The 22,004-nt window shown below is 69.1% G+C and carries 25 protein-coding genes; 11 read left to right on the top strand and 14 right to left on the bottom strand.

All coding sequences use genetic code 11. From position 1 onward, the window contains the following. Positions 1-3: 3 nt before the first annotated feature. From ACIQBL_RS27920 to ACIQBL_RS27900, 5 genes are read right to left on the bottom strand one after another with little or no spacing between them, the layout of a single operon-like run. A complete protein-coding gene (locus ACIQBL_RS27920; protein WP_327406534.1) occupies positions 4-198 on the bottom strand; it encodes a ferredoxin in 195 nt (64 codons plus the stop codon). A gap of 43 nt (positions 199-241) precedes the next feature. Next, entirely contained in the window at positions 242-1,609 is a 1,368-nt protein-coding gene (locus ACIQBL_RS27915) for an ABC transporter substrate-binding protein (RefSeq protein ID WP_401945901.1), read from the bottom strand. Positions 1,610-1,648: 39 nt separating this feature from the next. Next, positions 1,649-2,854 carry a CaiB/BaiF CoA transferase family protein gene (locus tag ACIQBL_RS27910; RefSeq protein ID WP_401945899.1) on the bottom strand — a complete coding sequence of 402 codons (1,206 nt, stop codon included), beginning with the start codon at positions 2,852-2,854 and terminating at the stop codon, positions 1,649-1,651. Beyond that, entirely contained in the window at positions 2,851-4,281 is a 1,431-nt protein-coding gene (locus tag ACIQBL_RS27905) for an aldehyde dehydrogenase family protein (protein ID WP_401946849.1), read from the bottom strand. The genes ACIQBL_RS27910 and ACIQBL_RS27905 overlap by 4 nt, the downstream gene beginning before the upstream one ends. Before the next feature lie 5 nt (positions 4,282-4,286). Beyond that, positions 4,287-5,018, bottom strand: coding sequence for an SDR family oxidoreductase (locus ACIQBL_RS27900; RefSeq protein WP_401945898.1), 732 nt, complete (start codon positions 5,016-5,018; stop codon positions 4,287-4,289). Positions 5,019-5,254: 236 nt separating this feature from the next. Here ACIQBL_RS27900 and ACIQBL_RS27895 point away from each other — a divergent pair, with 236 nt between their 5' ends. From ACIQBL_RS27895 to ACIQBL_RS27875, 5 genes are read left to right on the top strand one after another with little or no spacing between them, the layout of a single operon-like run. Next, positions 5,255-5,959 (top strand): SDR family NAD(P)-dependent oxidoreductase, encoded by a 705-nt coding sequence (locus ACIQBL_RS27895; protein ID WP_401945897.1) that lies wholly within the window; start codon positions 5,255-5,257, stop codon positions 5,957-5,959. Next, entirely contained in the window at positions 5,956-6,591 is a 636-nt protein-coding gene (locus ACIQBL_RS27890; RefSeq protein WP_401945895.1) for a carboxymuconolactone decarboxylase family protein, read from the top strand. Before ACIQBL_RS27895 ends, ACIQBL_RS27890 begins: the two co-directional genes overlap by 4 nt. Positions 6,592-6,595: 4 nt before the next feature. Next, positions 6,596-7,861: an aromatic ring-hydroxylating dioxygenase subunit alpha gene (locus tag ACIQBL_RS27885; protein WP_200676570.1), complete on the top strand. Its 1,266-nt coding sequence runs from the start codon at positions 6,596-6,598 to the stop codon at positions 7,859-7,861. Further along, positions 7,848-8,168, top strand: coding sequence for a hypothetical protein (locus ACIQBL_RS27880; protein WP_401945893.1), 321 nt, complete (start codon positions 7,848-7,850; stop codon positions 8,166-8,168). Before ACIQBL_RS27885 ends, ACIQBL_RS27880 begins: the two co-directional genes overlap by 14 nt. A 6-nt stretch (positions 8,169-8,174) precedes the next feature. Next, on the top strand, positions 8,175-9,395 hold the full coding sequence (locus ACIQBL_RS27875) for an amidohydrolase family protein (protein ID WP_401945891.1): 1,221 nt from the start codon (positions 8,175-8,177) through the stop codon (positions 9,393-9,395). A 31-nt stretch (positions 9,396-9,426) separates the two neighbouring features. Here ACIQBL_RS27875 and ACIQBL_RS27870 read toward each other — a convergent pair whose 3' ends face one another. After that, positions 9,427-9,882, bottom strand: a complete 456-nt coding sequence (locus ACIQBL_RS27870; protein ID WP_401945890.1) for a TetR-like C-terminal domain-containing protein — start codon at positions 9,880-9,882, stop codon at positions 9,427-9,429. Here ACIQBL_RS27870 and ACIQBL_RS27865 point away from each other — a divergent pair. The 4 genes from ACIQBL_RS27865 to ACIQBL_RS27850 are packed head-to-tail and all read left to right on the top strand — an operon-like array spanning position 9,866 to position 12,393. Then, positions 9,866-10,207, top strand: coding sequence for a hypothetical protein (locus ACIQBL_RS27865; protein WP_401945889.1), 342 nt, complete (start codon positions 9,866-9,868; stop codon positions 10,205-10,207). The two genes, ACIQBL_RS27870 and ACIQBL_RS27865, sit on opposite strands and share 17 nt — an antisense overlap. A 7-nt stretch (positions 10,208-10,214) precedes the next feature. Next, positions 10,215-10,742: a nuclear transport factor 2 family protein gene (locus ACIQBL_RS27860; RefSeq protein ID WP_401945888.1), complete on the top strand. Its 528-nt coding sequence runs from the start codon at positions 10,215-10,217 to the stop codon at positions 10,740-10,742. Then, entirely contained in the window at positions 10,640-11,560 is a 921-nt protein-coding gene (locus ACIQBL_RS27855; RefSeq protein ID WP_401946847.1) for an NAD(P)-dependent oxidoreductase, read from the top strand. Before ACIQBL_RS27860 ends, ACIQBL_RS27855 begins: the two co-directional genes overlap by 103 nt. 32 nt (positions 11,561-11,592) lie before the next feature. Further along, complete coding sequence (locus ACIQBL_RS27850; protein WP_401945886.1) at positions 11,593-12,393, top strand: SDR family NAD(P)-dependent oxidoreductase; 801 nt, start codon at positions 11,593-11,595, stop codon at positions 12,391-12,393. A 20-nt stretch (positions 12,394-12,413) separates the two neighbouring features. Here the strand turns inward: ACIQBL_RS27850 and ACIQBL_RS27845 are convergent, their stop codons facing one another. From ACIQBL_RS27845 to ACIQBL_RS27820, 6 genes are read right to left on the bottom strand one after another with little or no spacing between them, the layout of a single operon-like run. Continuing rightward, complete coding sequence (locus tag ACIQBL_RS27845; protein ID WP_401945884.1) at positions 12,414-13,223, bottom strand: enoyl-CoA hydratase; 810 nt, start codon at positions 13,221-13,223, stop codon at positions 12,414-12,416. Positions 13,224-13,244: 21 nt separating this feature from the next. Next, positions 13,245-14,393 carry an acyl-CoA dehydrogenase family protein gene (locus tag ACIQBL_RS27840; protein ID WP_401945882.1) on the bottom strand — a complete coding sequence of 383 codons (1,149 nt, stop codon included), beginning with the start codon at positions 14,391-14,393 and terminating at the stop codon, positions 13,245-13,247. Continuing rightward, positions 14,390-15,241, bottom strand: a complete 852-nt coding sequence (locus ACIQBL_RS27835; RefSeq protein ID WP_401945881.1) for an acyl-CoA dehydrogenase family protein — start codon at positions 15,239-15,241, stop codon at positions 14,390-14,392. Before ACIQBL_RS27835 ends, ACIQBL_RS27840 begins: the two co-directional genes overlap by 4 nt. After that, positions 15,231-16,202, bottom strand: a complete 972-nt coding sequence (locus ACIQBL_RS27830; protein WP_401945880.1) for an NADPH:quinone oxidoreductase family protein — start codon at positions 16,200-16,202, stop codon at positions 15,231-15,233. The genes ACIQBL_RS27835 and ACIQBL_RS27830 overlap by 11 nt, the downstream gene beginning before the upstream one ends. Beyond that, on the bottom strand, positions 16,199-17,221 hold the full coding sequence (locus tag ACIQBL_RS27825; protein WP_401945879.1) for a phosphotransferase family protein: 1,023 nt from the start codon (positions 17,219-17,221) through the stop codon (positions 16,199-16,201). The genes ACIQBL_RS27830 and ACIQBL_RS27825 overlap by 4 nt, the downstream gene beginning before the upstream one ends. Further along, positions 17,218-18,498 carry an acyl-CoA dehydrogenase family protein gene (locus ACIQBL_RS27820; protein ID WP_401945877.1) on the bottom strand — a complete coding sequence of 427 codons (1,281 nt, stop codon included), beginning with the start codon at positions 18,496-18,498 and terminating at the stop codon, positions 17,218-17,220. Before ACIQBL_RS27820 ends, ACIQBL_RS27825 begins: the two co-directional genes overlap by 4 nt. A 145-nt stretch (positions 18,499-18,643) precedes the next feature. Between ACIQBL_RS27820 and ACIQBL_RS27815 the strand changes: the two genes are divergently transcribed. Beyond that, complete coding sequence (locus tag ACIQBL_RS27815; protein WP_401945875.1) at positions 18,644-19,309, top strand: TetR/AcrR family transcriptional regulator; 666 nt, start codon at positions 18,644-18,646, stop codon at positions 19,307-19,309. 73 nt (positions 19,310-19,382) lie between these two features. Then, on the top strand, positions 19,383-20,444 hold the full coding sequence (locus ACIQBL_RS27810) for a dihydrodipicolinate reductase (protein WP_401945873.1): 1,062 nt from the start codon (positions 19,383-19,385) through the stop codon (positions 20,442-20,444). Positions 20,445-20,494: 50 nt separating this feature from the next. On the opposite strand, the gene ACIQBL_RS27805 is transcribed toward ACIQBL_RS27810, so the two are convergent. Both ACIQBL_RS27805 and ACIQBL_RS27800 read right to left on the bottom strand, forming a co-directional pair. After that, a complete protein-coding gene (locus ACIQBL_RS27805) occupies positions 20,495-21,016 on the bottom strand; it encodes a MarR family winged helix-turn-helix transcriptional regulator (protein ID WP_401945871.1) in 522 nt (173 codons plus the stop codon). A gap of 205 nt (positions 21,017-21,221) precedes the next feature. Continuing rightward, on the bottom strand, positions 21,222-21,965 hold the full coding sequence (locus tag ACIQBL_RS27800) for a polysaccharide deacetylase family protein (RefSeq protein WP_401945870.1): 744 nt from the start codon (positions 21,963-21,965) through the stop codon (positions 21,222-21,224). Between the last annotated feature and the right edge of the window lie 39 nt (positions 21,966-22,004).

Genomic DNA, 22,004 nt, shown 5'->3' with positions numbered 1-22,004 from the left:
GGGTCAGGAGATGAGGGAGATCGCCCGCTCCGGACAGGACAGGACCGCCTCACGGACGGCCGCCTCCTGGTCGGCGGGGACCTCTTCCTCGACGACCGAGGAGTGCCCGTCGATCTCGCTGAGTTCGAAGGTGTCCGGAGCGCGCATCGCGCAGAGCGTGTGGCCCTGACAGCGCTCCGGGTCGACTCGTACCTTCACGGCCCTTCCTTCCTGCCGGCGGTGAACGGGGGATGTGGCGTGGCTACTTGAGGTCGGCGAGCGACTTGCCGACGTCCGCCAGCGTCGGCGGCTTGCCGTAGTCGCCCTTGTACTTGTAGACGGCCGCGTCGCAGCGGTAGGCGCCGTCGGTCGGCTTGAAGTCGGCGGGCACCCAGCCGCTGGTGGTGGCCTTCTCGACGTTGAAGCACTTCACGGGCTCGTCGGGAGACGACAGGTTCACCGGGGCCTGGAGCCCTCCCCCGGTCCACGCGGTCTGCTTCTTGGCGTTCGCCAGGACACAACTGCGGGTCAGTTCGGCGCAGTTGCGGGCCGAGGTGGCGAACAGCAGCCAGGTGGAGAAGGCGTGCACGGCGGGCAGCGTGATCTGCGCGTCGGGCGCGTACTTCTTGAACAGGGCGACCATCTCCTTGGTCGCCGGGTTGCCGTCCGCCTTCTCCAGCGGGTAAGTCCCGTCGATGCTCGCGAAGTTGGTCTGGGAGGTCAGCGCGGTGTCGGCCAGCTTGAGGAACGCGGGGCCGTAGGCGTTGTTGTTGGCGTCGATCCAGTCGAGCTTGTAGTCGATGTTGGTGAGCGCCTGCTCCAGCTTCGCCAGCTGGGTGAGGTCGCCCAGGAAGACGAGTCCCTTGACCTTCTTCGTCTTGATGGACTGGGCGTACGGCGTCCAGTCGGACACGCCCTGCGCGGGGTAGAGGTCGGAGTAGGTGACCTTGCCGCCCATCGCGGTGAGGACTTCCTTGTCCTGGGCCGCGATGACCTTGATGGCGGGCACGTCTCCGGTGATGATGCCGACGCCGCTCGCCGACGACGGGTACGCCTCCTTCAACAGCCAGGAGAAGTATCCGGCGTAGAGCGCGTACCCGGACGAGGCACCCTGCGTCAGCACCTGGAGGTCGGCGCCGACCTCGGAGGTGACCTGTGCCGGGAACTCGGGGAGCAGGCACTTCAGGCGGGTCTTGGCGCCCAGGCCGTCGAGGGCGGCGCCGCCGCCGACCTCGAAGAAGTCGGTGCGGCAGGCCTCGATCATCTGCTGGTTGACCTGCATGAGCTGGGCGTCGTGCGTCACGGGTGTGATCGTGCGTCCGTTGATGCCGCCGGCGGCGTTGCACCAGGAGGTGAAGACCTTCGCCGCGTTCTCGAACTCCGGGTTCTTGGTGAATCCGACGTCGGTGAAGACGCCGACCTTGACGTCGGTGGCGGTGATGCCCTGGCCGGTGACGGTCTTGGCGGTGCCCTTGCCGCACACGGACTTCAGCGTGCCGAAGTCGGCGATCGCGGTGTCGGCGGCTCCGGTGGTGGAAGGGCTGGTGGTGTCCGCCGACTTGGTGCGGCCGGAACATCCGGCCGCGGCCGCGAGGGCCAGGACCAGCGCGGGGATGAGCAAGCGTCTCATCGGTTCTCCTCGTTGAGAATGAGTCCCGCTGTCGGGTGATCAGGTGACCGCGCCCGCCGCCTTGAGCGCGATGATGCGGTCCCAGTCCAGGCCCAGTTCGAGGAGGATCTCCTCGGTCTGGGCGGCGAACTCGGGTGCGGGCCCGAGTTGTGGGGCGTGCGTGTCGAACTGCACGGGGCTGGCGACCAGTTCGAGCTCTCCTGCCTGAAGCAGGTACTCGTTCGCTCTGATCTGCGGGTCGTCGCCCACTTGCAGGGAGTCCTGCACCGGGGCCCACGGCCCGGCCAGGGTGGTGAAGCGCCTGCTCCACTCCGCGAGGGTGCGGGTGGCGAGGACCTCGCGCAGGATCTTGACGGCCTCCGCCGTGTTGGCCACCAGGTGCTCGGTCGTGGCGAAGCGGGCGTCGTCGGCGAGTTCGGGGCGGTCGATGTGCCGGCACACATCGGCCCAGAACTTGCCGGGCTGCATCATGACGAACGCCAGATGGTGACCGTCGGAGGTCTCGTACAGCCCGGAGAGGGGGTTGGCGACGGAGCCGTGGGTACCGACGGGCGGCGGGATCCAGGGCTTGCCGAGGTGCAGGGAGAGCGCGGTGGCGTGGCCCATCGCCCACAGTCCGCTGCCGAGCAGGGAGACGTCCACGACCGACGGTTCGCCGGTGCGCTCGCGTTTGAGGAGCGCGGCGGCGATGCCGCCGGCGAGGTTGGTGCCGGAGATGGTGTCGCCGTAGGCCGGGGACGGCGGGTTGATGATGCCGTCGGTGCCGGCGGGGGTGATGCTCGCGGCGGTACCGGCGCGGGCCCAGAACGCCGTCATGTCGTAGCCACCCTTCCCCGCTTCCGGTCCGCGCGGTCCGAACGCGCTGCCTCGGGCGTAGATGATGTGGGGATTGACGCTACGGATGTCGTCGACGTCGATGCCGAACCGCTCCCGGTGACCGGGAAGGAAGCTGGTCAGGAACACGTCCGCGCGCCGGGCGAGGTCGTGGAGAACCTCCTTTCCCTCGGGGCGGGAGATGTCGAGGCCGAGGCTGCGCTTGCCGCGGTTGGCGTGCTCGACGTTGGGGTTGGGGTCGCCCTCGACACGCATCGTTCCGGTCTGCCGCAGACCGCGCTGCGGGTCGCCGGTAACGGCGTGCTCGACCTTGATGACGTCCGCTCCCCAGTCGGAGAGGACGGCTCCCGCCGAGGGGACGAAGCCGTACATGGCGACTTCGAGGACGCGGATGCCTTCGAGCGGCATCATGACCGGACCACGACCGCGAAGGACTTGTACTCCAGGAACTCCTCCAGGCCGGGCACACCGCTCTCCCGGCCGATGCCCGACTGCTTGTAGCCGCCGAACGGCACGTCCGCCGCGAAGTAGTTGCCGCCGTTGATGCTGAAGGTGCCGGTGCGGATCCGGCGGGCGAGGGCGATGGCCCGCTCGTCGTCGGCGCTCTGGATGCCGCCGGAGAGGCCGAAGACGGAGTTGTTGGCGATGCGGACGGCGTCGTCATCGTCGTCGTACGGAATCACCACGAGCACCGGGCCGAAGACCTCGTCCTGGGCGATCTCGCTGTCCGGGTCGACATTGCTGAGGAGGGTCGGCCTGTAGAAGAAGCCGGGATCGATCTTCTCGCCGCCGGTAACGAGGTTCGCACCGGCTGCTACGGCCCTCTCGACCATGCCGTCGACCTTGTCGCGCTGGCGTTCGCTGATGAGCGGGCCCGCGAAGGTCTTGGGGTCGGCGGGGTCGCCGAGCGGGATCCGGCCCAGGCCTGCGGCCACCTTTTCGACGATCTCGTCGTGGTGCTCCCGGGGTACGAGCAGCCGTGAGGTGAGCGCGCAACCCTGCCCGGAGTGGGAGCAGATGGTGCCGGCCGCGAACATCGCGGCAGTGGCGAAGTCCGCGTCGTCGAGGACGATCATGGCGGACTTGCCGCCGAGTTCGAGGAAGACCTTCTTCACCGTGCGGCTCGCGGCCTCCATGATCCGGCGGCCGGTCGCCGTGGAACCGGTGAAGGTGATCATGTCGACGTCGGGGTGCGTGGTGAGGGCTTCGCCGACGTCGGCGCCGGAGGACGTGAGGACGTTGACCACGCCGGGCGGGAAGTCCGTGTGCTCCGCGATGAGTTGGCCGAGGAACAGGGTGGTCAGCGGGGTGTCGGGGGCGCCCTTGAGGACGACCGTGCAGCCGGCCGCGAGCGCGGGCGCGAGCTTGGCGAGGGCCAGTTGGTTCGGGTAGTTGTAGGCGATGATCGCGGTGACGACCCCGGCGGCCTCCTTCTCGACCCAGCGGCGGTGGCGCTGGCCCCGGATCTCGACCTCGCCGAGTTCCTCGGTCAGCGGGTACTTGCGCAACAGGTCCGCGTAGAAGCGCACCAGCTTGACGGGGTCGTCGAGCTGGGGGCCGTAGGTGAGCACGCGGGGTGCGCCGACCTCGGCGATGGTCAGCTCGCGCAGTTCCTCGACGTGGTCGGTGAGCGCCTGGTGCAGCTGGTCGAGACAGCGGATGCGCAGTTGTACGTCCGTCGACCAGGCGGTGGTGTCGAAGGCGGTCCGCGCCGCTGCTACGGCGGCCTCGGCCTGCGCGACGGTGGCGTCGGGGGCGTGGCCGTAGACCTCGCCGGTGGCGGGGTTGAGGGAGGGGAACGTCCGTTCCGCGTCGACGAGTTGGCCGTTGATGAGCATGCGGGTCACAGCCGTACCACCTGTCCGCCGTCGACGCTGATGGTCTGGCCGGTCAGCCAGCCGGCGTCGTCGGAGAGCAGGAACAGCACGGTGGGGGTGAGGTCGCCGGGGGTGCCCATCCGTTTGATGGCCAGGGCCTGGGTCATCCGCTCCTGGAACTCGACCGGTACGACGGTGGCCGTGGCCTCGGTGTCGGTGGGGCCGGGGGCGATGCCGTTGACGCGGATGCCCCGGCCGCCGAGTTCGGCGGCGAGGGACGCGGTGAGGTGGTTGATGCCGATCTTGGCCAGGCCGTAGTAGCCGCTGGCCATGTAGGCGGCGGCGGAGGACTGGTTGACGATCGCGCTGCCCTCGGTCAGGTGCGGGACGACGGCCCGGGTGACGTAGAGGGCGCCCATCAGGTTCACCTGGATGAAGCGGTTGAGGTAGTCGAGGTCGACGGTGGTGAGGCCCTCGCGCCGCATGCTGTGGTAGATCGCGGCGTTGTTGATCAGGTAGTCGATGCGGCCGAACTCGGCGACGGTGGCGGCGGCCAGCGCGTCGGCCGAGGCGGGGTCTCCGACGTCGACCTTGACGAAGAGCGCGGAGTCGATGTCCTTGGCGACCCGCTGTCCCTGCTCCTCGTTGATGTCCGCGACCACGACCCGTGCTCCCTCGGCGGCGAGCGCCCGGGCGTAGTCCTCGCCGATTCCCTGTCCCGCTCCGGTGACGATCGCCACCTTGTCCTGGAACCGCATCCTGTTCTCCTCGCATGGATGGGCGGCTTGCTCCAATGGAGCGGAAACTACATTCTCCCTATACGCGAATCAACCATCCGGAAGCGAGAATGTCATCCTGACGACTCGCTGACAGCCGCACGGGGCGCGGTGAACGGCCCCCGCCTGCGCGGGACTTCCGGAAGGACCAGAGACGAGAATAACCTTCTCAGATTCGGAAGGGAGATTTTCATGATCGAGACGAAGGGGGTTCCGGCATGAGGACAGCCCTCGTCACAGGCGGCGGCTCCGGCATCGGACTGGCCATCGCACAACGCCTGGAGGCCGACGGCCTCCAGGTCGCCACCCTCGACCTCAATCCGTCCGACAGGGGCTTCTCCCGCAAGGCCGACGTCTCCGACCGCGCCCAGGTGGACGAGGCACTCGCCGAGGTCCGGGAGCAGCTCGGCCCGGTCACGGTGCTGGTCAACGCGGCCGGGACGGAGGGCTACAAGCGTTTCGCCAACCTCACCTTCGAGGCCTGGCAGCGGGTGATCGACGTCAATCTCAACGGCGTCTTCCACTGCGTGCAGGCCGTCCTGCCGGACATGGTGGAGGCCGGCTGGGGCCGGATCGTCAACATCTCCTCGTCCAGCGCGCACTCCGGCCAGCCGTTCATGACGCACTACGTGGCCGCCAAGTCGGCGGTCAACGGGCTGACGAAGGCACTGGCCCTGGAGTTGGGCCCGCAGGGCATCACCGTGAACGCGGTACCGCCCGGCTTCATCGACACGCCGATGCTGCGCCGCTCGGAGGAGCGCCAACTGCTGGGCGGGACGGTCGAGGAGCACATCCAGCGCACTCCGGTACGGCGTGTCGGGCGCCCGGAGGACATCGCCGCGGCCTGCGCCTTCCTCGCCTCGGACGAGGCCGGTTACATCACCGGCCAGATCCTGGGCGTGAACGGCGGGCGGAACACGTGAGCGAGCAGCGCGAACACGACGGAGCCGGCGAGACGGGCACCGAGTACCGCGGGAACGGCGGAACCGCCGCCGAGAACGGCGTTCGCATCACCCCGGTGCCGTACGGCGACTGGGACCACGAGCTGTTCTCGGTCATCAACCATCCCCGGAAGCTGCCGGAGGCCAACGTCCTGGGGGTCTTCCAGCGGCATCCGGCCCTGGCACGGGCGTTCCTGACGTTCAACATGCACCTCAACACCTCGACCCTGCCGGTGCGCGTCCGCGAGCTGGCCGTCATGCGGGTCGCCTGGCGGCGGGGCAGCAGGTACGAGTGGGCCAGTCATGTCCTGATCGGCCGGAAGGCGGGGGTGACCGAGGACGAGATCGAGGAAATCCGCACGGACGCCGACACGCTGCTCAACCGGGCCGTGGACGAACTGGACACCGACTCGGGCCTCTCGGACGCGACCTACGCGGCGCTCGCCGTCGACCTGGACGAACGCCAGCTCATGGACCTGGTCTTCACCATCGGCGCCTACACGATGCTCACGATGGCCCTCAACACCTTCGGCGTGGAACTCGACCCCGTGATCTCGGAAGAGAACTTCAGTTTCCCAAAACGAGAATGGTATTCTCACAAACGAGAGGGGTGATCCCATGCCACACTTCGCCAAGCCGGCGGCCGGGAGCTGGACCGAGAACTACCCCGAGCTGGGCACCAGCCCGGTGAACTACGAGGACTCCATCGACCCCGCGTACTACGAGGCGGAGAAGGAGGCGATCTTCAAGAAGACCTGGCTGAACGTCGGCCGGGTCGAGCAGGTCCCGAAGGTCGGCAGCTACTTCACGAAGGAGCTGGCGGTCGCCGACACCTCACTGGTGATCGTGCGGGGCAAGGACAAGGAGATCCGCGCCTTCCACAACGTCTGCCGCCACCGCGGCAACAAGCTCGTGTGGAACGACTACCCGGGCGAGGAGGTCAAGGGCACCTGCCGCCAGTTCACCTGCAAGTACCACGCCTGGCGCTACAGCCTCGACGGCGATCTGACCTTCGTCCAGCAGGAGAAGGAGTTCTTCGACCTGGACAAGGCGGACTACGGCCTCAAGCTGGTCCGCTGCGAGGTCTGGGAGGGGTTCGTCTTCGTCAACCTCGATCCCGACGCCCAGCCGCTGAAGGAGTACCTCGGCGAGTTCGCCAAGGGCCTGGAGGGTTACCCCTTCCACGAGATGACCGAGGTCTTCACCTACAAGGCGGAGATCGGCAGCAACTGGAAGCTGTTCATCGACGCGTTCGCGGAGTTCTACCACGCACCCGTCCTGCACATGAAGCAGGCCGTCAAGGACGAGGCCGACAAGCTCTTCAACGTCGGGTACGAGGCGCTGCACTACGAGATCCACCCCCCGCACTCGATGATCTCCTCCTGGGGAGGCATGTCCCCGCCCAAGGACCTGACCATCGTCAAGCCCATCGAACGTGTCCTGCGCAGCGGCCTGTTCGGCCCGTGGGAAGCGCCCGACATCGAGGGCCTCGACCCGCTGCCCCCCGGTCTCAATCCGGGCGGGCACCGCGCGTGGGGCAACGACTCCTTCGAGTTCTTCCCGAACATGACCCTGCTGATCTGGAAGCCCGGCTGGTACCTGACATACCACTACTGGCCGACGGCGGTGGACAAGCACCTCTTCGAGGCCAACCTGTACTTCGTGCCCGCGAAGACGGCGCGCGAGCGGCTGAAGCAGGAGCTGGCGGCGGTGACGTTCAAGGAGTACGCCCTCCAGGACGGCAACACGCTGGAGGCCACCCAGACGATGCTCAAGAGCCGGGTGGTCACCGAATTCCCGCTCTGCGACCAGGAGTTGCTGCTCCGCCATCTGCACAAGACGGTCGCCGACTACGTCAAGGAGCACACCGATGCTGCCCAGTGAGTTCGCGGCTCTCGAACCGTTCGGCGAGTGGGTCCTGGAGTCCGAGCGCGAGCGGTACGGCAAGCGCCTGGCCAGTTCCATGGAGGACATGCAGGCCTTCTACGACGCCGCGTTCCCGCTCCTTGAACAGGCCTCCGACCACCTCGACACGTTTCCTCTCGACGAACTGCCGGAGCAGGAGCGCAACTTGCTGCTCCTGATGTTCTCCCTGGTGAACGTGTCGTTCCCGGTCGAGGTCTGGAAGCAGGCCCGGGTGCCGGACAGCGGGGCCGCCTCCATGGACCTCGTGGTCGAGCCGAAGGTCTGACCGGTCGTGCTCACGCTCAAGGCGGCGCGTGTACTGCACGTGGAGACGGGCGAGTTCGAGTCGCCGGGCCTGGTGACGATCGAGGGCGACCGCATCACGCACGGCAGCGATGACAACGGCGAGAACGAGGTTCTCGATCTCGGCGATGTGACGCTCCTGCCCGGTCTCATGGACATGGAGGTCAACCTCCTGATGGGCGGCCGGGGAGAGACGCTCGCGCTCTCCCCCGTCCAGGATGATCCCCCGCTGCGGATGCTGCGCGCGGTGGGCAACGCCCGGCGGACCCTGCGCGCGGGGTTCACCACGGTCCGCAACCTCGGACTGTTCGTGAAGACGGGCGGTTATCTGCTGGACGTCGCGCTGGCGAAGGCCATCGACGCCGGCTGGATCGACGGCCCGCGCATCGTGCCCGCCGGACACGCCATCACCCCCACCGGCGGACATCTGGACCCCACGATGTTCGCCGCGTACGCCCCCGGAATCATGCCTCTCTCCTTGGAAGAGGGCATTGCCAACGGGGTCGACGAGGTGCGCAAGGCCGTCCGCTACCAGATCAAGCACGGGGCACGGCTCATCAAGGTCTGCGCGTCCGGGGGCGTGATGTCCCACACCGGCACGCCCGGCGCGCAGCACTACTCCGACGAGGAACTGCGCGCCATCGTCGACGAGGCACACCGGCGCGGACTGAAGGTGGCGGCCCACACCCATGGGGCCGACGCCGTCCGGGCGGCGGTGGAGGCGGGCATCGACTGCATCGAGCACGGCTTCCTGCTCGACGACGACACCATCGCGCTGATGGCGGAGCGCGGCACTTTCCTGGTGCCGACCACCGCTCTCATCGAGGGGATGGACATGTCCCGTGCGGCGCCCGAACTGAAGGAGAAGGCCGCCGAGATCTTCCCCCGGGCGAAGACGGTGGTGGCCAGGGCCGGCAAGGCGGGTGTCCGGATGGCGCTCGGCACGGACGCGCCGGCGATTCCGCACGGACGCGGCGCCCAGGAACTGATCGCCCTGGTCGACCGCGGCATGACCCCCCTGGAGGCACTCCGGGCGGCGACCGTCAACGCGGCGGAGTTGATCGACGCCGACGACAGGGGCCGCATCGCGCACGGCCTGCTCGCCGATCTGATCGCGGTGCCGGGCGATCCGCTGGAGGACGTCTCCGTGATGGCGGACGTCCGGTTCGTGATGAAGGGCGGGAAGGTGTACCGCGACGAGCGCCGCTGACAGCAACACCGAGGTCGGTCACGGGAGTTGCTCACACCGGCCCGTCGAGCGGCCGTAGGATCCGAAGGATCATCTCCACCGTGCGCTCGACGGGGCGGTTGCGGGCCGTGACCGTGGACAGGAGGGTGCGGGTCAGTACGGCGCCGAGGAGCATGTCGAAGACGTCGTCCGGGTCCACGGCGGGGTCGACGCTCCCGGCCGGCGCGGCGCGCAGGATGTCCTGGAACTGCGGTCGCGCCGACACCCGCAGCAGCATCTCCGGCGGCCGGGGGCGGCTCGGCGTCTGGGAGTGCGCGAAGAGTCCGGCCGCGGCGGCGCGGGCCGCGGGGGCGCCGAAGGCCGCCACGTAGGCGCGGACGAACCGGCGGAGGTCACGTCGGAGGTCCCCCGTCGGGCGGACGCTCAGCGGGCTGAGTCCGGGGAACGTGGCCTCCTCGATCTGCTCGATCCGGGAGGGCCAGCGGCGGTAGATGGCGGAGGCGTGCACGCCGGAGTGTTCCGCCACCGCCTGGATCGTCGACTCGATCATCAAGGGCTGCGAGCGCGGTACCCGGATCTTCTCCGTCGGCGGTCCGCCGGAGGGCGATCATCTGCACACCCTGACCGCGAAGCGGAAGGGGATCAACATCCAGTTCGGGGGCGGCCCGTCGATGGACCACTGGGACGAGGCGTTCCGTGCGGTCTGCTCCGGCAGCCTCGATGTGGGGCCGATGCTCGGCCACACCGTCGGGCTCGACGGGGTGCCGGCGGCGCTGGACGCCGCACGGGACGCCAACGGTCCGGCCCGCATCATCGTCGTACCAGGGAGCTGAAACACTCATGAGCGAGACCGAGCAACTTGCCCAACTCCGCTCCGTCGTCGAGTCGTTGGCGACCAAGGTGCGCACCCTTGAGGACCAGGTCGAGATCACGCAGCTCGTCGCCCAGTACGGGCCCGCGGTCGACAGTGGTTCAGGGGAGGCCGCGGCGGCACTCTGGACCGAGGACGGTGTCTTCGACGCGATCCCGCACCTCCGGATGGAGGGCCGGGGCGGTATCGCCGGCATGGTCCACGGCCCGGGGCACCAGAGCGTGATCCACAACGGCTGCGGTCACGTCCTCACCGCCCCGCACATCGTCGTCGACGGCGACCACGCGACCGGCCGCAGCCACGCCCTGCACCTCCGCTGGGACGCCGACGCTGGCCGGTTCTGGGTGTTCCAGGTCTCCGCCAACACCTGGCGCTGGGTGCGCACTTCACAGGGCTGGCGCATCGCCGAGCGGGTCAACGCCAACCTCGACGGCACCGATGGACCGCGCGCGATGCTGGCGCCGTCTGTCAACTCCGTTCATCTGGAGGAGAGTTGAGAATCGGATGTATCGGGTCGGGCCGGATGGGGCAGCCGATCGCAGACCGCCTGGTCGCCGCCGGGCATGACGTCACGGTCCACGTGCGCCGCCCGGAGACGCAGACCATCGCCCGTGCGGACAGGGCGAGTCGGGCCGGGACGATCGAGGCGACCGTGCGCGACGCCGATGTGGTGTTCGTCGTCGTCCTGACGGACGAGCAGGTGCGATCGGTGTGCCTCGGCCCGGACGGCGCCATCGCGGCCATGAGGGCAGGGGCGACGCTCGTCCAGCACACCACCTCCGACCCCGCCACCGCGCAGCTGCTCGCCGAGGCGGGTGCGGAGCGCGGTGTCGGGGTCCTGGACGCCGCGCTCTCGGGCGGCCCGCACGACATCGCCGCGGGCCGCCTCACCCTGTGGGTCGGCGGTGACGAAGCCCAACTGGACGCGATACGCCCGCTGTTGGAGACGTACGCCTCGCCGGTCATGTTCGTGGGGCCGGCGGGCAACGGTCAGCGGGTCAAGCTCGTCAACAACGCCCTGTTCGTGGCGCAGGTCGGTCTCGCGGTCGACGCGGTGCGGGTGGCGGGTTCGCTGGGGATCGACGAGAAGGCGATTCTCGCGGCTCTCCAGCACGGCAGCGGTGCCAGTCGCGCGCTCGGTGTCGTCGCGAGCGGGGGCTCGGTCGACGCGGTCGCGGAACGGCTGGCGGACCTGATGAGCAAGGACGTCCGCGTGGTGCGCGAGGTGGCACGCAGCGCCGGTGCCGATCTCGGGATCATCGGGACGGTGCTGTCGTCGGACGCGGTCGAGAAGAAGGTTCTCCGTTCGCCCTGAATGATCCGCACGAGCTGAAGAGGGAGTGGGAAGTGACTGAATCGCTCACCGACAAGTACGGGCCGTGGGGTGTCATCGCCGGTGGGTCGGACGGGGTCGGTGCGGCGTTCGCCCACCGGATGGCCGCCCAGGGGATGAACGTCGTGCTGGTGGCCCGGCGCCTGCCCGTGCTGGAGGCGTCCGCCGACGAGATCCGCGCCCGGCACGGCGTCGAGGTCCGCACCGTCGCGCTCGACCTCAGCTCCCCGAGCGCCCTGTCGGAGTTGGAGCAGGCGACCACCGATCTGGAGGTCGGTCTGTTCGTCTTCAACGCGGGCAGCGACGACCGCAGCGTCCCGTTCCTCGCCAAGGACCTCTCCACCCACCTCGGGCTGGTGCGGCGCAACTGCACCGCCGTACTCGAAGCGGCATACCGTTTCGGTGCCCCGATGGTGGCGCGCAAGCGGGGAGCCGTGGTCCTGGTGACCTCGGGCGCGGCCTGGGCGGGCGGCGCCACGCTCGCCGCCTACGGCGCGTCGAAGGCGTTCGACCTCGTCCTCGCGGAGAGCCTGTGGGCGGAGTGGCAGGGCAGCGGGGTGGACGTCCTGGGGCTGGTGCTGGGCAGGACCGACACCCCGTCCCTGCGTCGGACCGAAGGTGTCCAAGGGGGCTCCTACGGCGGCGACTTGGCCGATCCCGACGACGTGGCCGGCGAGGCGCTCGCCCATCTCCGCGACGGTCCGACCTGGATCTACGGCAGCCCCGCCCCGACCGGCGGTTCACCGTTCGGGGCGCTGAGCCGCCGCGACGCGGTCCTCGCGATGAGCCGGGGAGCCACCGCCCACCGCGAATGAGGGAGGCTCACGATCCCCGCCTACTGCTCTTTGAGGCGTTCCTTCATCGCGTCGAGCTTCGTGAGAATGGGGTATCCGCTGACGCTCAGCGCGTTCCCGTGCCCGGTCTCGTGGATGTCGAACACGGACTGGATGGCCGCGTAGAAACCCTGTACGTCGAGGCTCTGGTTGACGGCCCGCTTGGCCTGGCGGAGGCCGAAGGACGGCATGCGGGCGATCTGCTGGGCCAACTCCATAGCCTCGGTGCCCAGTTGGTCGAGGGGGACGACCTTGTTCACCATGCCGACCTTCTCCGCCTCCTCGGCGGTGACGGCCCGGCCGGTGAAGAGGATCTCCTTGGCCTTGCGCGGGCCCAACTCCCAGGTGTGGCCGTGGTATTCGACTCCCCCGATACCCATGTGGACGACGGGGTCGGAGAATTCGGCGTTCTCGGCGGCCACGATCAGGTCGCAGGGCCAGCAGAGCATCAGTCCGCCGGCGATGCACTTGCCCTGGACCGCGGCGATCGACGGCTTGGGTACGTTGCGCCAGCGCAGCGTGTATTCCAGGTATCGGCGGGACTCGGCGCTGTAGATCCACTCCAGGGTGATCTCGCTCGGTGCCGGCCAGCGGTCCTTGAGGTCGTGGCCGGAGGAGAAGTGTTTCCCGTTGCCCTTCAGGAGGATCACCTTGACCTCCTCGTCGGCGGCGGCCCGGCGCCAGGCGTCGTCCAACGCGTCGAGGAGGACGGCGTTTTGGGCGTTGGCGACCTCGGGCCGGTTCAGGGTGATGACCGCGACCTTGTTGTCGACCTCGTAGAGGACCTCGTCCGTGTCTGCTGTGTCTGTCATGGGTCCCGTCTTCCGTCGGCTCTATCGGGGCAGGCCGAGGATGCGCTCGGCGATGATGTTCCGCTGGATCTCGGAGGTGCCGCCGGCGATCGTCCCGCCGAAGCTGCGCGCGTACCGCTCGAACCAACTGGCGGTGAACGTCTCCAGGTTCATATGGGTGTACGTCCCTGTCTGCACCGGATGCAACAGCGCCTCGGCGCCGTGGTGTTCGAGGGCGTGCAGTTCGGCGCTCTGCGCGGCCTCGGAGCCGAGCAGTTTGAGTACCGAGATCTCCACCGGGTTCCGGTCGGGCCCGAGCAGGCGGTAGCCGAGCAACCGGAGTGCCTGGACGTCTATTTGGAGGGTGGCGTACCAGTCCTCGGCGCAGGCGGCGTCCCGGATCAGTCCGTCCATCCGCTCGGCGTAGTGCACCCACAGCAGGGTCCGTTCGTGGCCGAGCGAGCCGTTGGCCACGCGCCAGCCCTCGTTGAGGGGGCCGACGAGGTTCTCCTTGGGGACGTGGACGTCGGTGAAGAACACCTCGTTGAAGTCGAGGTCGTCGGGCGCGGCGATCGATCCGAACGGCCGCCTGACCAGGCCTTCGGAGTCGGTGGGGATGAGCAGGACGCTGATCCCCTTGTGCTTGGGCGCTTCGGGGTCGGTGCGGACGAAGGTGAGCAGGACGTCGGCGTCGTGCGCGCCCGAGGTCCACACCTTCTGCCCGTTGACGACGAAGTGGTCGCCTTCGAGGACCGCGCGGGTGCGCAGTCCGGCCAGGTCGGAACCGGCTCCGGGCTCGCTCATACCGAGCGACGCGGTGATCTCGGCGCGCAGCAGGGGGACCGCCCATTCGCGCTTCTGTTCCTCGGTGCCGAACGTCAGCAGCGAGGCCGCGATGATGTTGAGGCCCTGCGGGTTGAAGCTCTGGTAGATCCGCCGCCGGGACAACTCCTCCAGGTGGGCGACCACTTGGGGCAGCGTGGCGTTCCGGCCGCCGTACTCGGGCGGCTGGGCGGGTAGCAGCCAGCCCTCGTCGAAGAGCTTGCGCTGCCAGCGGCGGGCCCAATCCGGTATGTCCGCACTGGACGTGGAGCGGACCGTGGCCTCTTCGGGGGTGGGCAGGTGGGCGTCGAGGAAGTCACTGAGATCGGCGCGGAACGTCTCGACCTCGGGGTCGGGGGCCAGCCTCATACCAGCAGCGCCTTCCTGTGTTCGGACGCCGTACCGAGGAGCAGGTCCCCGGCCTTGGCCCGCTTGAGATGGATCTGCAGCTCGTTCTCCCACGTGTAGCCCATGGCCCCGAACAGCTGGAATCCGTTGCGGAAACACACCCGTTGGCAGTCTCCGGCGGCGGCCTTGGCCATCGCGGCGGCCCGGCCGCGGCGAGGGTCGTCCTCGGCGATGGTGAGTGCGGAGAAGTAGGCGAGCACCTTGGCGCGTTCGATGGCGACGTACATGTCGGCGGCCTTGTGCTTGACGGCCTGGAACGAGCCGATGGGGACGCCGAATTGGTGCCGTTGCTTCACATGGGCGACGACCAGGTCGAGGATGCGCCGGCAGCTGCCGACCGTGCTCACCGCCAGGCCCATCAGGGCAAGATCCGGTACGCCTGCGACCAGGTCCGGCACGTCCACCCGGGCGACGTGCAGGGTCGGGTCGAACACGGACAGCCGCTCGGCCGCCAGCTCCTTGCCGTCCCGTACGACCACGCCGTCGGAGGTGAGAAGGGCGATCTCGTCGGCGCGGTCGGCGTCGAGGACGAACCGTCCCTGTCCGTCGAAGACACCGGTGCCCGAGCCGCGCGGCAGCCGTCCGGCCAGGGGCGCGAACCAGGTTGCCGTGGCGAGGAAGGGCGTCGGGTCGGCCGCGTAGCCCAACTCCTCCAGGATGATGGCCAGTTCCACCGGAGGAGCGTCCAGCCACCCCAACTCCAGGTAGGTGTCCCAGAGTTGCTTCTCGGGCAACGACCGTGACTTGGTGACCGTTTCGCGGACCACTCGCTGGAGCAGCCGCTGCTCGTCGTCGAACTCAAACTCCATGCGCGACCTCCAGAAGAACCTTGCCGATGGCTCGGCGCCCCAGGCTGAGGGCGGTAGCGACGTCGGCGAGCGGATACACGGCGTGGACGCGGGGCCTGATCCTCCCGGCGGCGAACAGTCCGTGGAGTTCGGTGCGGGCGGCGACCAGTTCGTCCCGCCGGTGCCGCGCCCAGCCGCCGAGGTCGAAGCCGTGCAGGGTGACGCCTTTGAGCATCGGGAGATTGAGCGGGATACGCGGGATCTCACCACTCGCGAACCCCACGCTCACGTACCGCCCACCCCAGCGCATGGCCCGCAAGGCCTCTTCCGCGTACGGCCCGCCGACCGGGTCGATCACGACATCGGCCCCGCCCGCGTCCCGCAGGGCCCGCTTCAGGTCGTCGTACGGCAAGGTCACCCGCGCGCCCTGCTCGGCGCACGCCGTCCGCTTCTCCTCCGTCGAGGCGACGGCGACGACCTCCGCGCCGAGCAGCGCGGCGAGTTCGACGGTCGCGAGGCCGACCCCGCCGGCCGCGCCGAGGACGGCCACCCGCTCCCCCGGCCGTACGTCGGCGACCAGGCGGAGTGCGTCGAAGGCGGTGGCGTGGCTGACTCCGAAGGCCGCCGCGCGTTCGGTGGGGATTCCGTCGGGGATGCGGCTCAGTCCGGCCGGGCGCGCGGTGACGCGTTCGGCGAAGGCGCCGACGAACATCGAGCCGAAGACCCGCTCGCCCTTCTCGAATCCGTTCGCGGACGCGGCGACCACGCCGGCGAACTCGCTGCCGGGGGTGAAGGGCGGCTCCGCCTTCACCTGGTAGGCGCCGTCGATGACGAGGACGTCGGCGAAGTTGACGGCCGCGTAGTGCACGTCGACCGGGATGCCACCGTCTTTCTCAGCGAACTCCGGTCCGGGGAAGGGCGGTTCAGGGATGTCCTCGACCACCACCGGGCCGCCGAGGGCGTTGCAGCGGGCGGCTCTCATAGCCGGGTCGTCGCGGCGAGTTCGGCCGCCTGCGCGGCCATCTGCAGGACGACGTCGCCGTAGTGGGCCATCTTCGGGTTGCCCCCCTCGCCCTTCACATGACGGGCGTAGCCGCCTTCGAGGACGACGGCCATCTTGAACCGGGCGAGGATCACGTAGTAGTCGATCTCGCTGACGTCACGGCCGCTCACCTTGGCGTAGTGCTCCAGGAGGTCGGCGCGGTCGGGCATGCCGGTGTAGTCGACGTAGCCCTTCTGGGTCCGGTCCTCGTCGGCGTCGGGCCAGCCCATGATCACCCAGCCGAGGTCGAGCAACGGGTCGCCCACGGTGGCCATTTCGAAGTCGACCAGGGCGGCGAGCTTGGCGGGTGCGCCGTGCTGGAACATGACGTTGGCGAACTGGTAGTCGCCGTGGATGATGCCGGGTTCCCAGTGGGCGGGACGGTGTTCTCGCAGCCAGGCAGCCGCGTTCTCCAGGCCGGGTATCTCGCGGAACTCGAACTTGGCGAGGTGGGCCAGCCAGCGGTCGACCTGCCGGTCGTGGAAGCCGTCGGGGCGGCCGAAGCCCTCAAGTCCCTGGGCCCGCCAGTCCACGTTGCCCAACTTGGCGATGCCCTCGACGAGTTGGTACGCGAGGCCGGGGCGCAGGGACAGGTCGCTGAGGAACGGCTCGGGCCAGCCGTCGGAGTTCATCGGCGACCAGCCGTCGACGTGTGCCATGAGGTAGAAGCAGGAGCCGAGCACGCTGGTGTCGTCGCAGACGGCGATGGCCTCGGGGTGCGGGACGTCCGTGCCGTTGAGCGCGTTGAGAACGCGGTATTCGCGGAGCATGGTCTCGTTGCGCCCCGGCGGAACCCTCTCCGGCGGTTTGCGCAGCACCATGCTCCGGTCGCCGCGCCGGATGCCGTAGATGTCGTTGGAGGTGCCTCCGGAGATGTACGACGTCGCGACGGGTTCGCCGGGGGCGATGCCCTGGTCGTCCAGCCAGCGGGCGAGGGATTCCGTGTGGGCGAGCGTCACAGCAGGTCCTCCAACTGCTTCCGGGCCCATTCGCGGCGGGTGGGCAGGTGCTGGGTGGGCCACAGGCCGGGGGCCGCTTCGTGGCCGCGCAGGACGTCACGGGCGACCGTGATCTTGTGGACCTCGGTGGGGCCGTCGACGACCGCCATGACGGCAGCGCCGTTCCACATGTCCGCGAAGGGCATTTCGTTCGACACTCCGAGGGCTCCGTGCAGATGCATCGAGCGGTACACGATGTCGTGCAGCACCTTCGGGGTGAGGAACTTGATGGCGGCGATGTCCTTGCGGACCCGCTTGTAGTCCTGGTACCGGTCGATCTGCCAGGCCGTGTAGAGCACGAAGAGCCGGAACTGGGCGAGTTGGGCGTAGGAGTCGGCGAGGTCGGCGCGGACGAGCTGCTTGTCGGCCAGCAGGCTGCCCTGGGTCTCGCGGGACAGGGCCCGCTCGGCCATCATGTCGAGCGCCTTCTGGCTCTGGCCCACGACCCGCATCGCGTGGTGGACGCGGCCACCGCCGAGCCGGGTCTGGGCGATCGCGAAGGCCTGGCCCTCGCCGCCGAGCAGCGCGTCGGCGGGGACGCGGACGCCGTCGTAGGCGATGAGTGCGTGCATGCCCTCGTCGGTGGCCTCGCCCATGATGCCGAGGTGGCGTTCGATGCGGACGCCGGGGGTGTCGCTGGGGACGAGGAACATCGACATGTCCTTGTAGGGGCTGACGTCGGGGTTCGTCACGGCCATCACGATGACGAACTTCGCGGTGCGGGCGTTGGAGGAGAAGAACTTGCGGCCGGTGATGACCCACTCGTCGCCGTCGCGTTCGGCACGGGTGGTGAACATCGTGGGGTCGGCGCCGGCCTGGGGCTCGGTCATGGAGAAGCAGGAGAAGCACTCGCCTTCGAGCAGCGGCTGGAGGTACCGCTCCTTCTGCTCGTCGGTGCCGTAGCGGGCGATGATCTCGGCGTTGCCGGTGTCGGGAGCGGCCGTGCCGAAGATGACGGGGGCCCAACTGGACTGACCCAGGATCTCGTTGATGAGCGCCAGCTTGACCTGGCCGAAGCCGCGCCCGCCCAGCTCGGGGCCGAGGTGCGGTGCCCACAGGCCCTCGTCGCGGACCTGTTGCTTCAACGCCCTTACTACTGGGCCGAGTTCGTCGTCGAGGGGGTGGTACGCCCGGTCCGGATACAGCAGGTCCAGGGGCTCCACGCGCTCGGCGCGGAACCGCCTGATCCACTCCAGCTTCTCCTCGAACTCCGGCTCGGTGGAAAAGTCCCATGCCATGTCAGACGAACCTCCTGCCAACCCGGACGGATGGCGGTGAGAATATCATTCTCATCTCACGCAAGTAAGAGTCTCGAAACTTGCAGTGCGGTCTTCGGTAGGGGAAGCCGATGTGTTACCGCTGAAGTGGAGTATCGTTCTTCATGTGACAGCCGTCCCCGAAGAACAACCAGCCTGGCGCCAGCGCGCCGTTGAGCGTTCCACCCGTGCCGCCAAGCTCCGCGCCGAACAACGTGTGCAGCGCTTTCTGGACGCGGCGCAGGAACTCATCGCGGAGAAGCGGACGACGGACTTCACCGTCCAGGAGATCGTGGACCGCTCCAAACAGTCACTGCGCAGCTTCTACCAGCACTTCGACGGCAAACACGAGCTGCTGCTCGCCCTGTTCGAGGACGCGCTGTCCAAGTCGGCCGCCGAGATCCGCGAAGCCGCCGGCTCCCAGTCGGATCCGCTACTCGCGCTGCGACTCGCCGTGACGATGCTCTTCGAGCAGTCGCTGCCCAACCCCGGTGTGGAGCGCCCGCTGTTCAGCGACTTCGCCCTCCAACTCCTCGTGAAGCATCCCGCGCAGGTGGCGACCGCCCATCTCCCTCTGCTCACGGTGTTCACCGAGTTGGTCGAGCAGGCCGAGGACGCCGGCGTCATCCCCGCCGGAAAGCCTCGCCGTCAGGCCTCGCTCCTGATGCAGACGGTCATGTTCGTCGCACAGGGCAACGGCGTCCCGGCCGGCAGCCACGCGGCGGGGGTCAACGCCGAGGAGGTCTGGCAGTTCTGTCTCGGAGGCCTCTCGGGCGTCCCCGTGCGCAGCTGACGACCCACCCGCGTGATTGACGCTCTCCAGAGAGGAGAGTACGGTTCTCGCCCACCGGAACGGGAGGTGGGCGATGACCGAGCCGCTACGGCATGGAGTGCGGCGCTACCGGGTCGTGCAGTGGGCCACGGGGAACATAGGTGCCCGCACGATGCGTGCCGTATGGGAGCATCCGAACCTGACCCTGGCCGGGGTGTATGTCCATACGCCGGCCAAGTCGGGCCTGGACGCGGGCGAGTTGAGCGGCGGCGGGTTCGGCGGGACCGGGGTCGTCGCGACGCACGACATCGACGAGATCCTGGCGCTCGGCGCCGACTGCGTCCTCTACACCCCGCGGAGCTGTGATTTCGACGAGGTGTGCACGCTGCTCTCGTCAGGTGTGAACGTCGTGTCGACGCGCGGGGAGTTCCATCACGCGCCCAGCCTCGACCCTGTTGTGCGGAAGCGGATCGAGGACGCGTGCGAGCGGGGCGGCACCTCGGTGCACAGCACGGGCAGCAGTCCCGGGTTCATCACGGAGGCCCTGCCGCTCGCACTCACCTCGATCCAGCGGCGGCTCGACGCGCTGACGATCGACGAGTTCGCGGACCTGTCCCAACGGGACTCCCCCGGGCTGCTGTTCGAGGTGATGGGCTTCGGACAGCCCCCCGCCGAATTCGGCGAACAGCGCCTCAACGGGCTGCGCGACAGCTTCGGCCCCTCGTTGCGGCTGCTCGCCGAGGCGCTCAACACACCCCTCGATTCCGTCGAGGCGATCGGCGAGGTCGCGACGGCCCGCCGCACCACCCGGATCGCCGCGGGCACCCTGTCGGCAGGCACGGTGGCCGCTCAGCGGATCACGGTGTCCGGCCTGCGGAAGGGCCGGCCCCTGCTGCGGTTCCGCGCCAACTGGTACTGCACGGCCGACCTCGACCCCGTCTGGGAACTCCGCGCGACCGGCTGGCACGTCTCGGTCGAGGGGGACGCGCCGCTCGACATCGACCTGCGCTTCCCCGTACCCCTCGACCGGATGGCCGCCACGTCCCCCTCCTACACCGCGAACCGCGCGGTGAACGCCGTGCCGTTCGTCTGCGAGGCAGCCCCCGGCATCCGCTCCACGGCCGACCTCCCGCAGATCGTCGCCGACCTCGGCTGAAGTCGGCGCGACGAAGTCGGCGCGACCGTGGGCGAGTTCCCTTCCGGCGCTCAGCCGGTGCCGGTCGGCATGACGGCCTCCGGCTCGGCGTCATCGTCGATCGAGTACTTCAGGAAGTCGTCGACCATGCGGTGGAACAGCGTGGCCAGTTGCTGCAGTTCGTCCGTCGACCAGTCCGAGAGGGCCATCTGCATGCCCCGCGCGCCGGCGTCCCGGACACTGCCGACGGCATTCCGGCCGGCCTCGGTCAGCTCGATCCGCTGGGCCCGGCGGTCGTCGGGGTCGGGCACGCGGGTGACGTAGCCGGACTTCTGCAGCTGCTGCACCGTCCGCGTCACATGCGAGGCCTCGACCCCGAGGCGCTGCGCCAACTCCCCCGGGCGCAGCGGTTCCGAGTCGGCGACCTGCCGCAGCAACGCCACCGCAGCGCGGTCCAGGGGCACGCCGGCGAGGGCCATGAGCCGGTCGTGCTGGCGGGCGCGCGTGCTCAGGTAGGTGATCCGAGTGAGGGCTCGCTCGATCTCGGTCACCTCCGGGGTGGCGGGGGCGGTGGGGATCGGTGGTGTGGACATGGAACCCACTTTACCATATTGTTGCGTAACTCAAGTAAGTTACTGCGTGCGTTTACCCCGGCTACGGCGACGACAGTACGTCACGGGGAAGCGCTGTTCGCGTCCTTGTTGCCGCCGGCCAGTACGGGCACATCGTTCAGGTGGCCGCCCGGGTAATTGCGAACGTAAACTCCGCCGACCAGGAGTGCCACCAATATCGTCAACTTCAGAGCAGATCCACAGCATGTTCCCGCAGCGGACCCACGGACAGTCCGCGCACGGCGCAGGTGTCGAGGATCCGGGGTACGGCGCCGAGGGTGGCGCGCCAGGAACCGGGGGCGGAGGTGCAGTCGGAGTCGTGCAGCAGGACGGTGCCACCGCCGCGGAGGTCGTCCGTGACCGTCCGGTGGACCGACTCCGGTGTCGCGCGCGCCCTCCAGTCCTCGCCCCAGGCCGTCCACAGCACCGGCGTGAGGTCCAGGCGGCGGGCCGCGAGGTGGGCGGCGGTCGACATCACGCCGTAGGGCGGGCGGAAGAGCCGTGGTGCGCGCCCGATGAGGTCACCGACCGTGTCGCGGGCGCGGGCCAGGTCGTCGTGGGTGGCACGGGGGCCGCGCAGCAGCAGGGGGCGGTGGAGCCAGCCGTGAACGGCGATCTCGTGTCCGGCGGCGGCGATCTCGCGGACCAGACCGGGGGCGCGTACCGCCTGGTTGCCGAGGAGGAAGAAGGTGGCGTGGACCTGGTGGTCGTCGAGCAGACGCAGGAACAGCGGGGTGGACAGCGGGTCCGGCCCGTCGTCGAAGGTGAGCGCCACGTGGTCCGGCCGACCGCGGCCGGAGAGGCGGGGCATGACGCGGTTGCGGAGCGGGCCGTAGGTGGAGAGGACGGGGGCCGCGTACGCGGCGGCGAGGACGGGAAGTGCGGGGAGCGCGATGCGGGCCGCTGTGCGGAGGAGGTGGGTGGCGGTCATGAGGGGCCGCCCTTCGTACAGTCCGCGAAGGAGTCGGTA

This window comes from Streptomyces sp. NPDC088350 (assembly GCF_044753545.1).
In the GTDB taxonomy this organism is placed as follows: domain Bacteria; phylum Actinomycetota; class Actinomycetes; order Streptomycetales; family Streptomycetaceae; genus Streptomyces.
The sequence above is the reverse complement of the archived record's forward strand: the minus strand, read 5'-3'. Positions and strand labels throughout refer to the sequence as shown.

What these genes read in the sequence shown, in the direction of transcription:
- ACIQBL_RS27820 (WP_401945877.1), bottom strand. Translation starts at nt 18,498, where the DNA reads ATGGCATGGGACTTTTCCACCGAGCCGGAGTTCGAGGAGAAGCTGGAG.
- ACIQBL_RS27905 (WP_401946849.1), bottom strand. Translation starts at nt 4,281, where the DNA reads ATGCTCATCAACGGCCAACTCGTCGACGCGGAACGGACGTTCCCCTCC.
- ACIQBL_RS27910 (WP_401945899.1), bottom strand. Translation starts at nt 2,854, where the DNA reads ATGATGCCGCTCGAAGGCATCCGCGTCCTCGAAGTCGCCATGTACGGC.
- ACIQBL_RS27835 (WP_401945881.1), bottom strand. Translation starts at nt 15,241, where the DNA reads ATGGAGTTTGAGTTCGACGACGAGCAGCGGCTGCTCCAGCGAGTGGTC.
- ACIQBL_RS27860 (WP_401945888.1), top strand. Translation starts at nt 10,215, where the DNA reads ATGAGCGAGACCGAGCAACTTGCCCAACTCCGCTCCGTCGTCGAGTCG.
- ACIQBL_RS27810 (WP_401945873.1), top strand. Translation starts at nt 19,383, where the DNA reads ATGACCGAGCCGCTACGGCATGGAGTGCGGCGCTACCGGGTCGTGCAG.
- ACIQBL_RS27840 (WP_401945882.1), bottom strand. Translation starts at nt 14,393, where the DNA reads ATGAGGCTGGCCCCCGACCCCGAGGTCGAGACGTTCCGCGCCGATCTC.
- ACIQBL_RS27885 (WP_200676570.1), top strand. Translation starts at nt 6,596, where the DNA reads ATGCCACACTTCGCCAAGCCGGCGGCCGGGAGCTGGACCGAGAACTAC.
- ACIQBL_RS27900 (WP_401945898.1), bottom strand. Translation starts at nt 5,018, where the DNA reads ATGCGGTTCCAGGACAAGGTGGCGATCGTCACCGGAGCGGGACAGGGA.
- ACIQBL_RS27805 (WP_401945871.1), bottom strand. Translation starts at nt 21,016, where the DNA reads ATGTCCACACCACCGATCCCCACCGCCCCCGCCACCCCGGAGGTGACC.
- ACIQBL_RS27880 (WP_401945893.1), top strand. Translation starts at nt 7,848, where the DNA reads ATGCTGCCCAGTGAGTTCGCGGCTCTCGAACCGTTCGGCGAGTGGGTC.
- ACIQBL_RS27895 (WP_401945897.1), top strand. Translation starts at nt 5,255, where the DNA reads ATGAGGACAGCCCTCGTCACAGGCGGCGGCTCCGGCATCGGACTGGCC.
- ACIQBL_RS27915 (WP_401945901.1), bottom strand. Translation starts at nt 1,609, where the DNA reads ATGAGACGCTTGCTCATCCCCGCGCTGGTCCTGGCCCTCGCGGCCGCG.
- ACIQBL_RS27865 (WP_401945889.1), top strand. Translation starts at nt 9,866, where the DNA reads ATGGCGGAGGCGTGCACGCCGGAGTGTTCCGCCACCGCCTGGATCGTC.
- ACIQBL_RS27800 (WP_401945870.1), bottom strand. Translation starts at nt 21,965, where the DNA reads ATGACCGCCACCCACCTCCTCCGCACAGCGGCCCGCATCGCGCTCCCC.
- ACIQBL_RS27845 (WP_401945884.1), bottom strand. Translation starts at nt 13,223, where the DNA reads ATGACAGACACAGCAGACACGGACGAGGTCCTCTACGAGGTCGACAAC.
- ACIQBL_RS27830 (WP_401945880.1), bottom strand. Translation starts at nt 16,202, where the DNA reads ATGAGAGCCGCCCGCTGCAACGCCCTCGGCGGCCCGGTGGTGGTCGAG.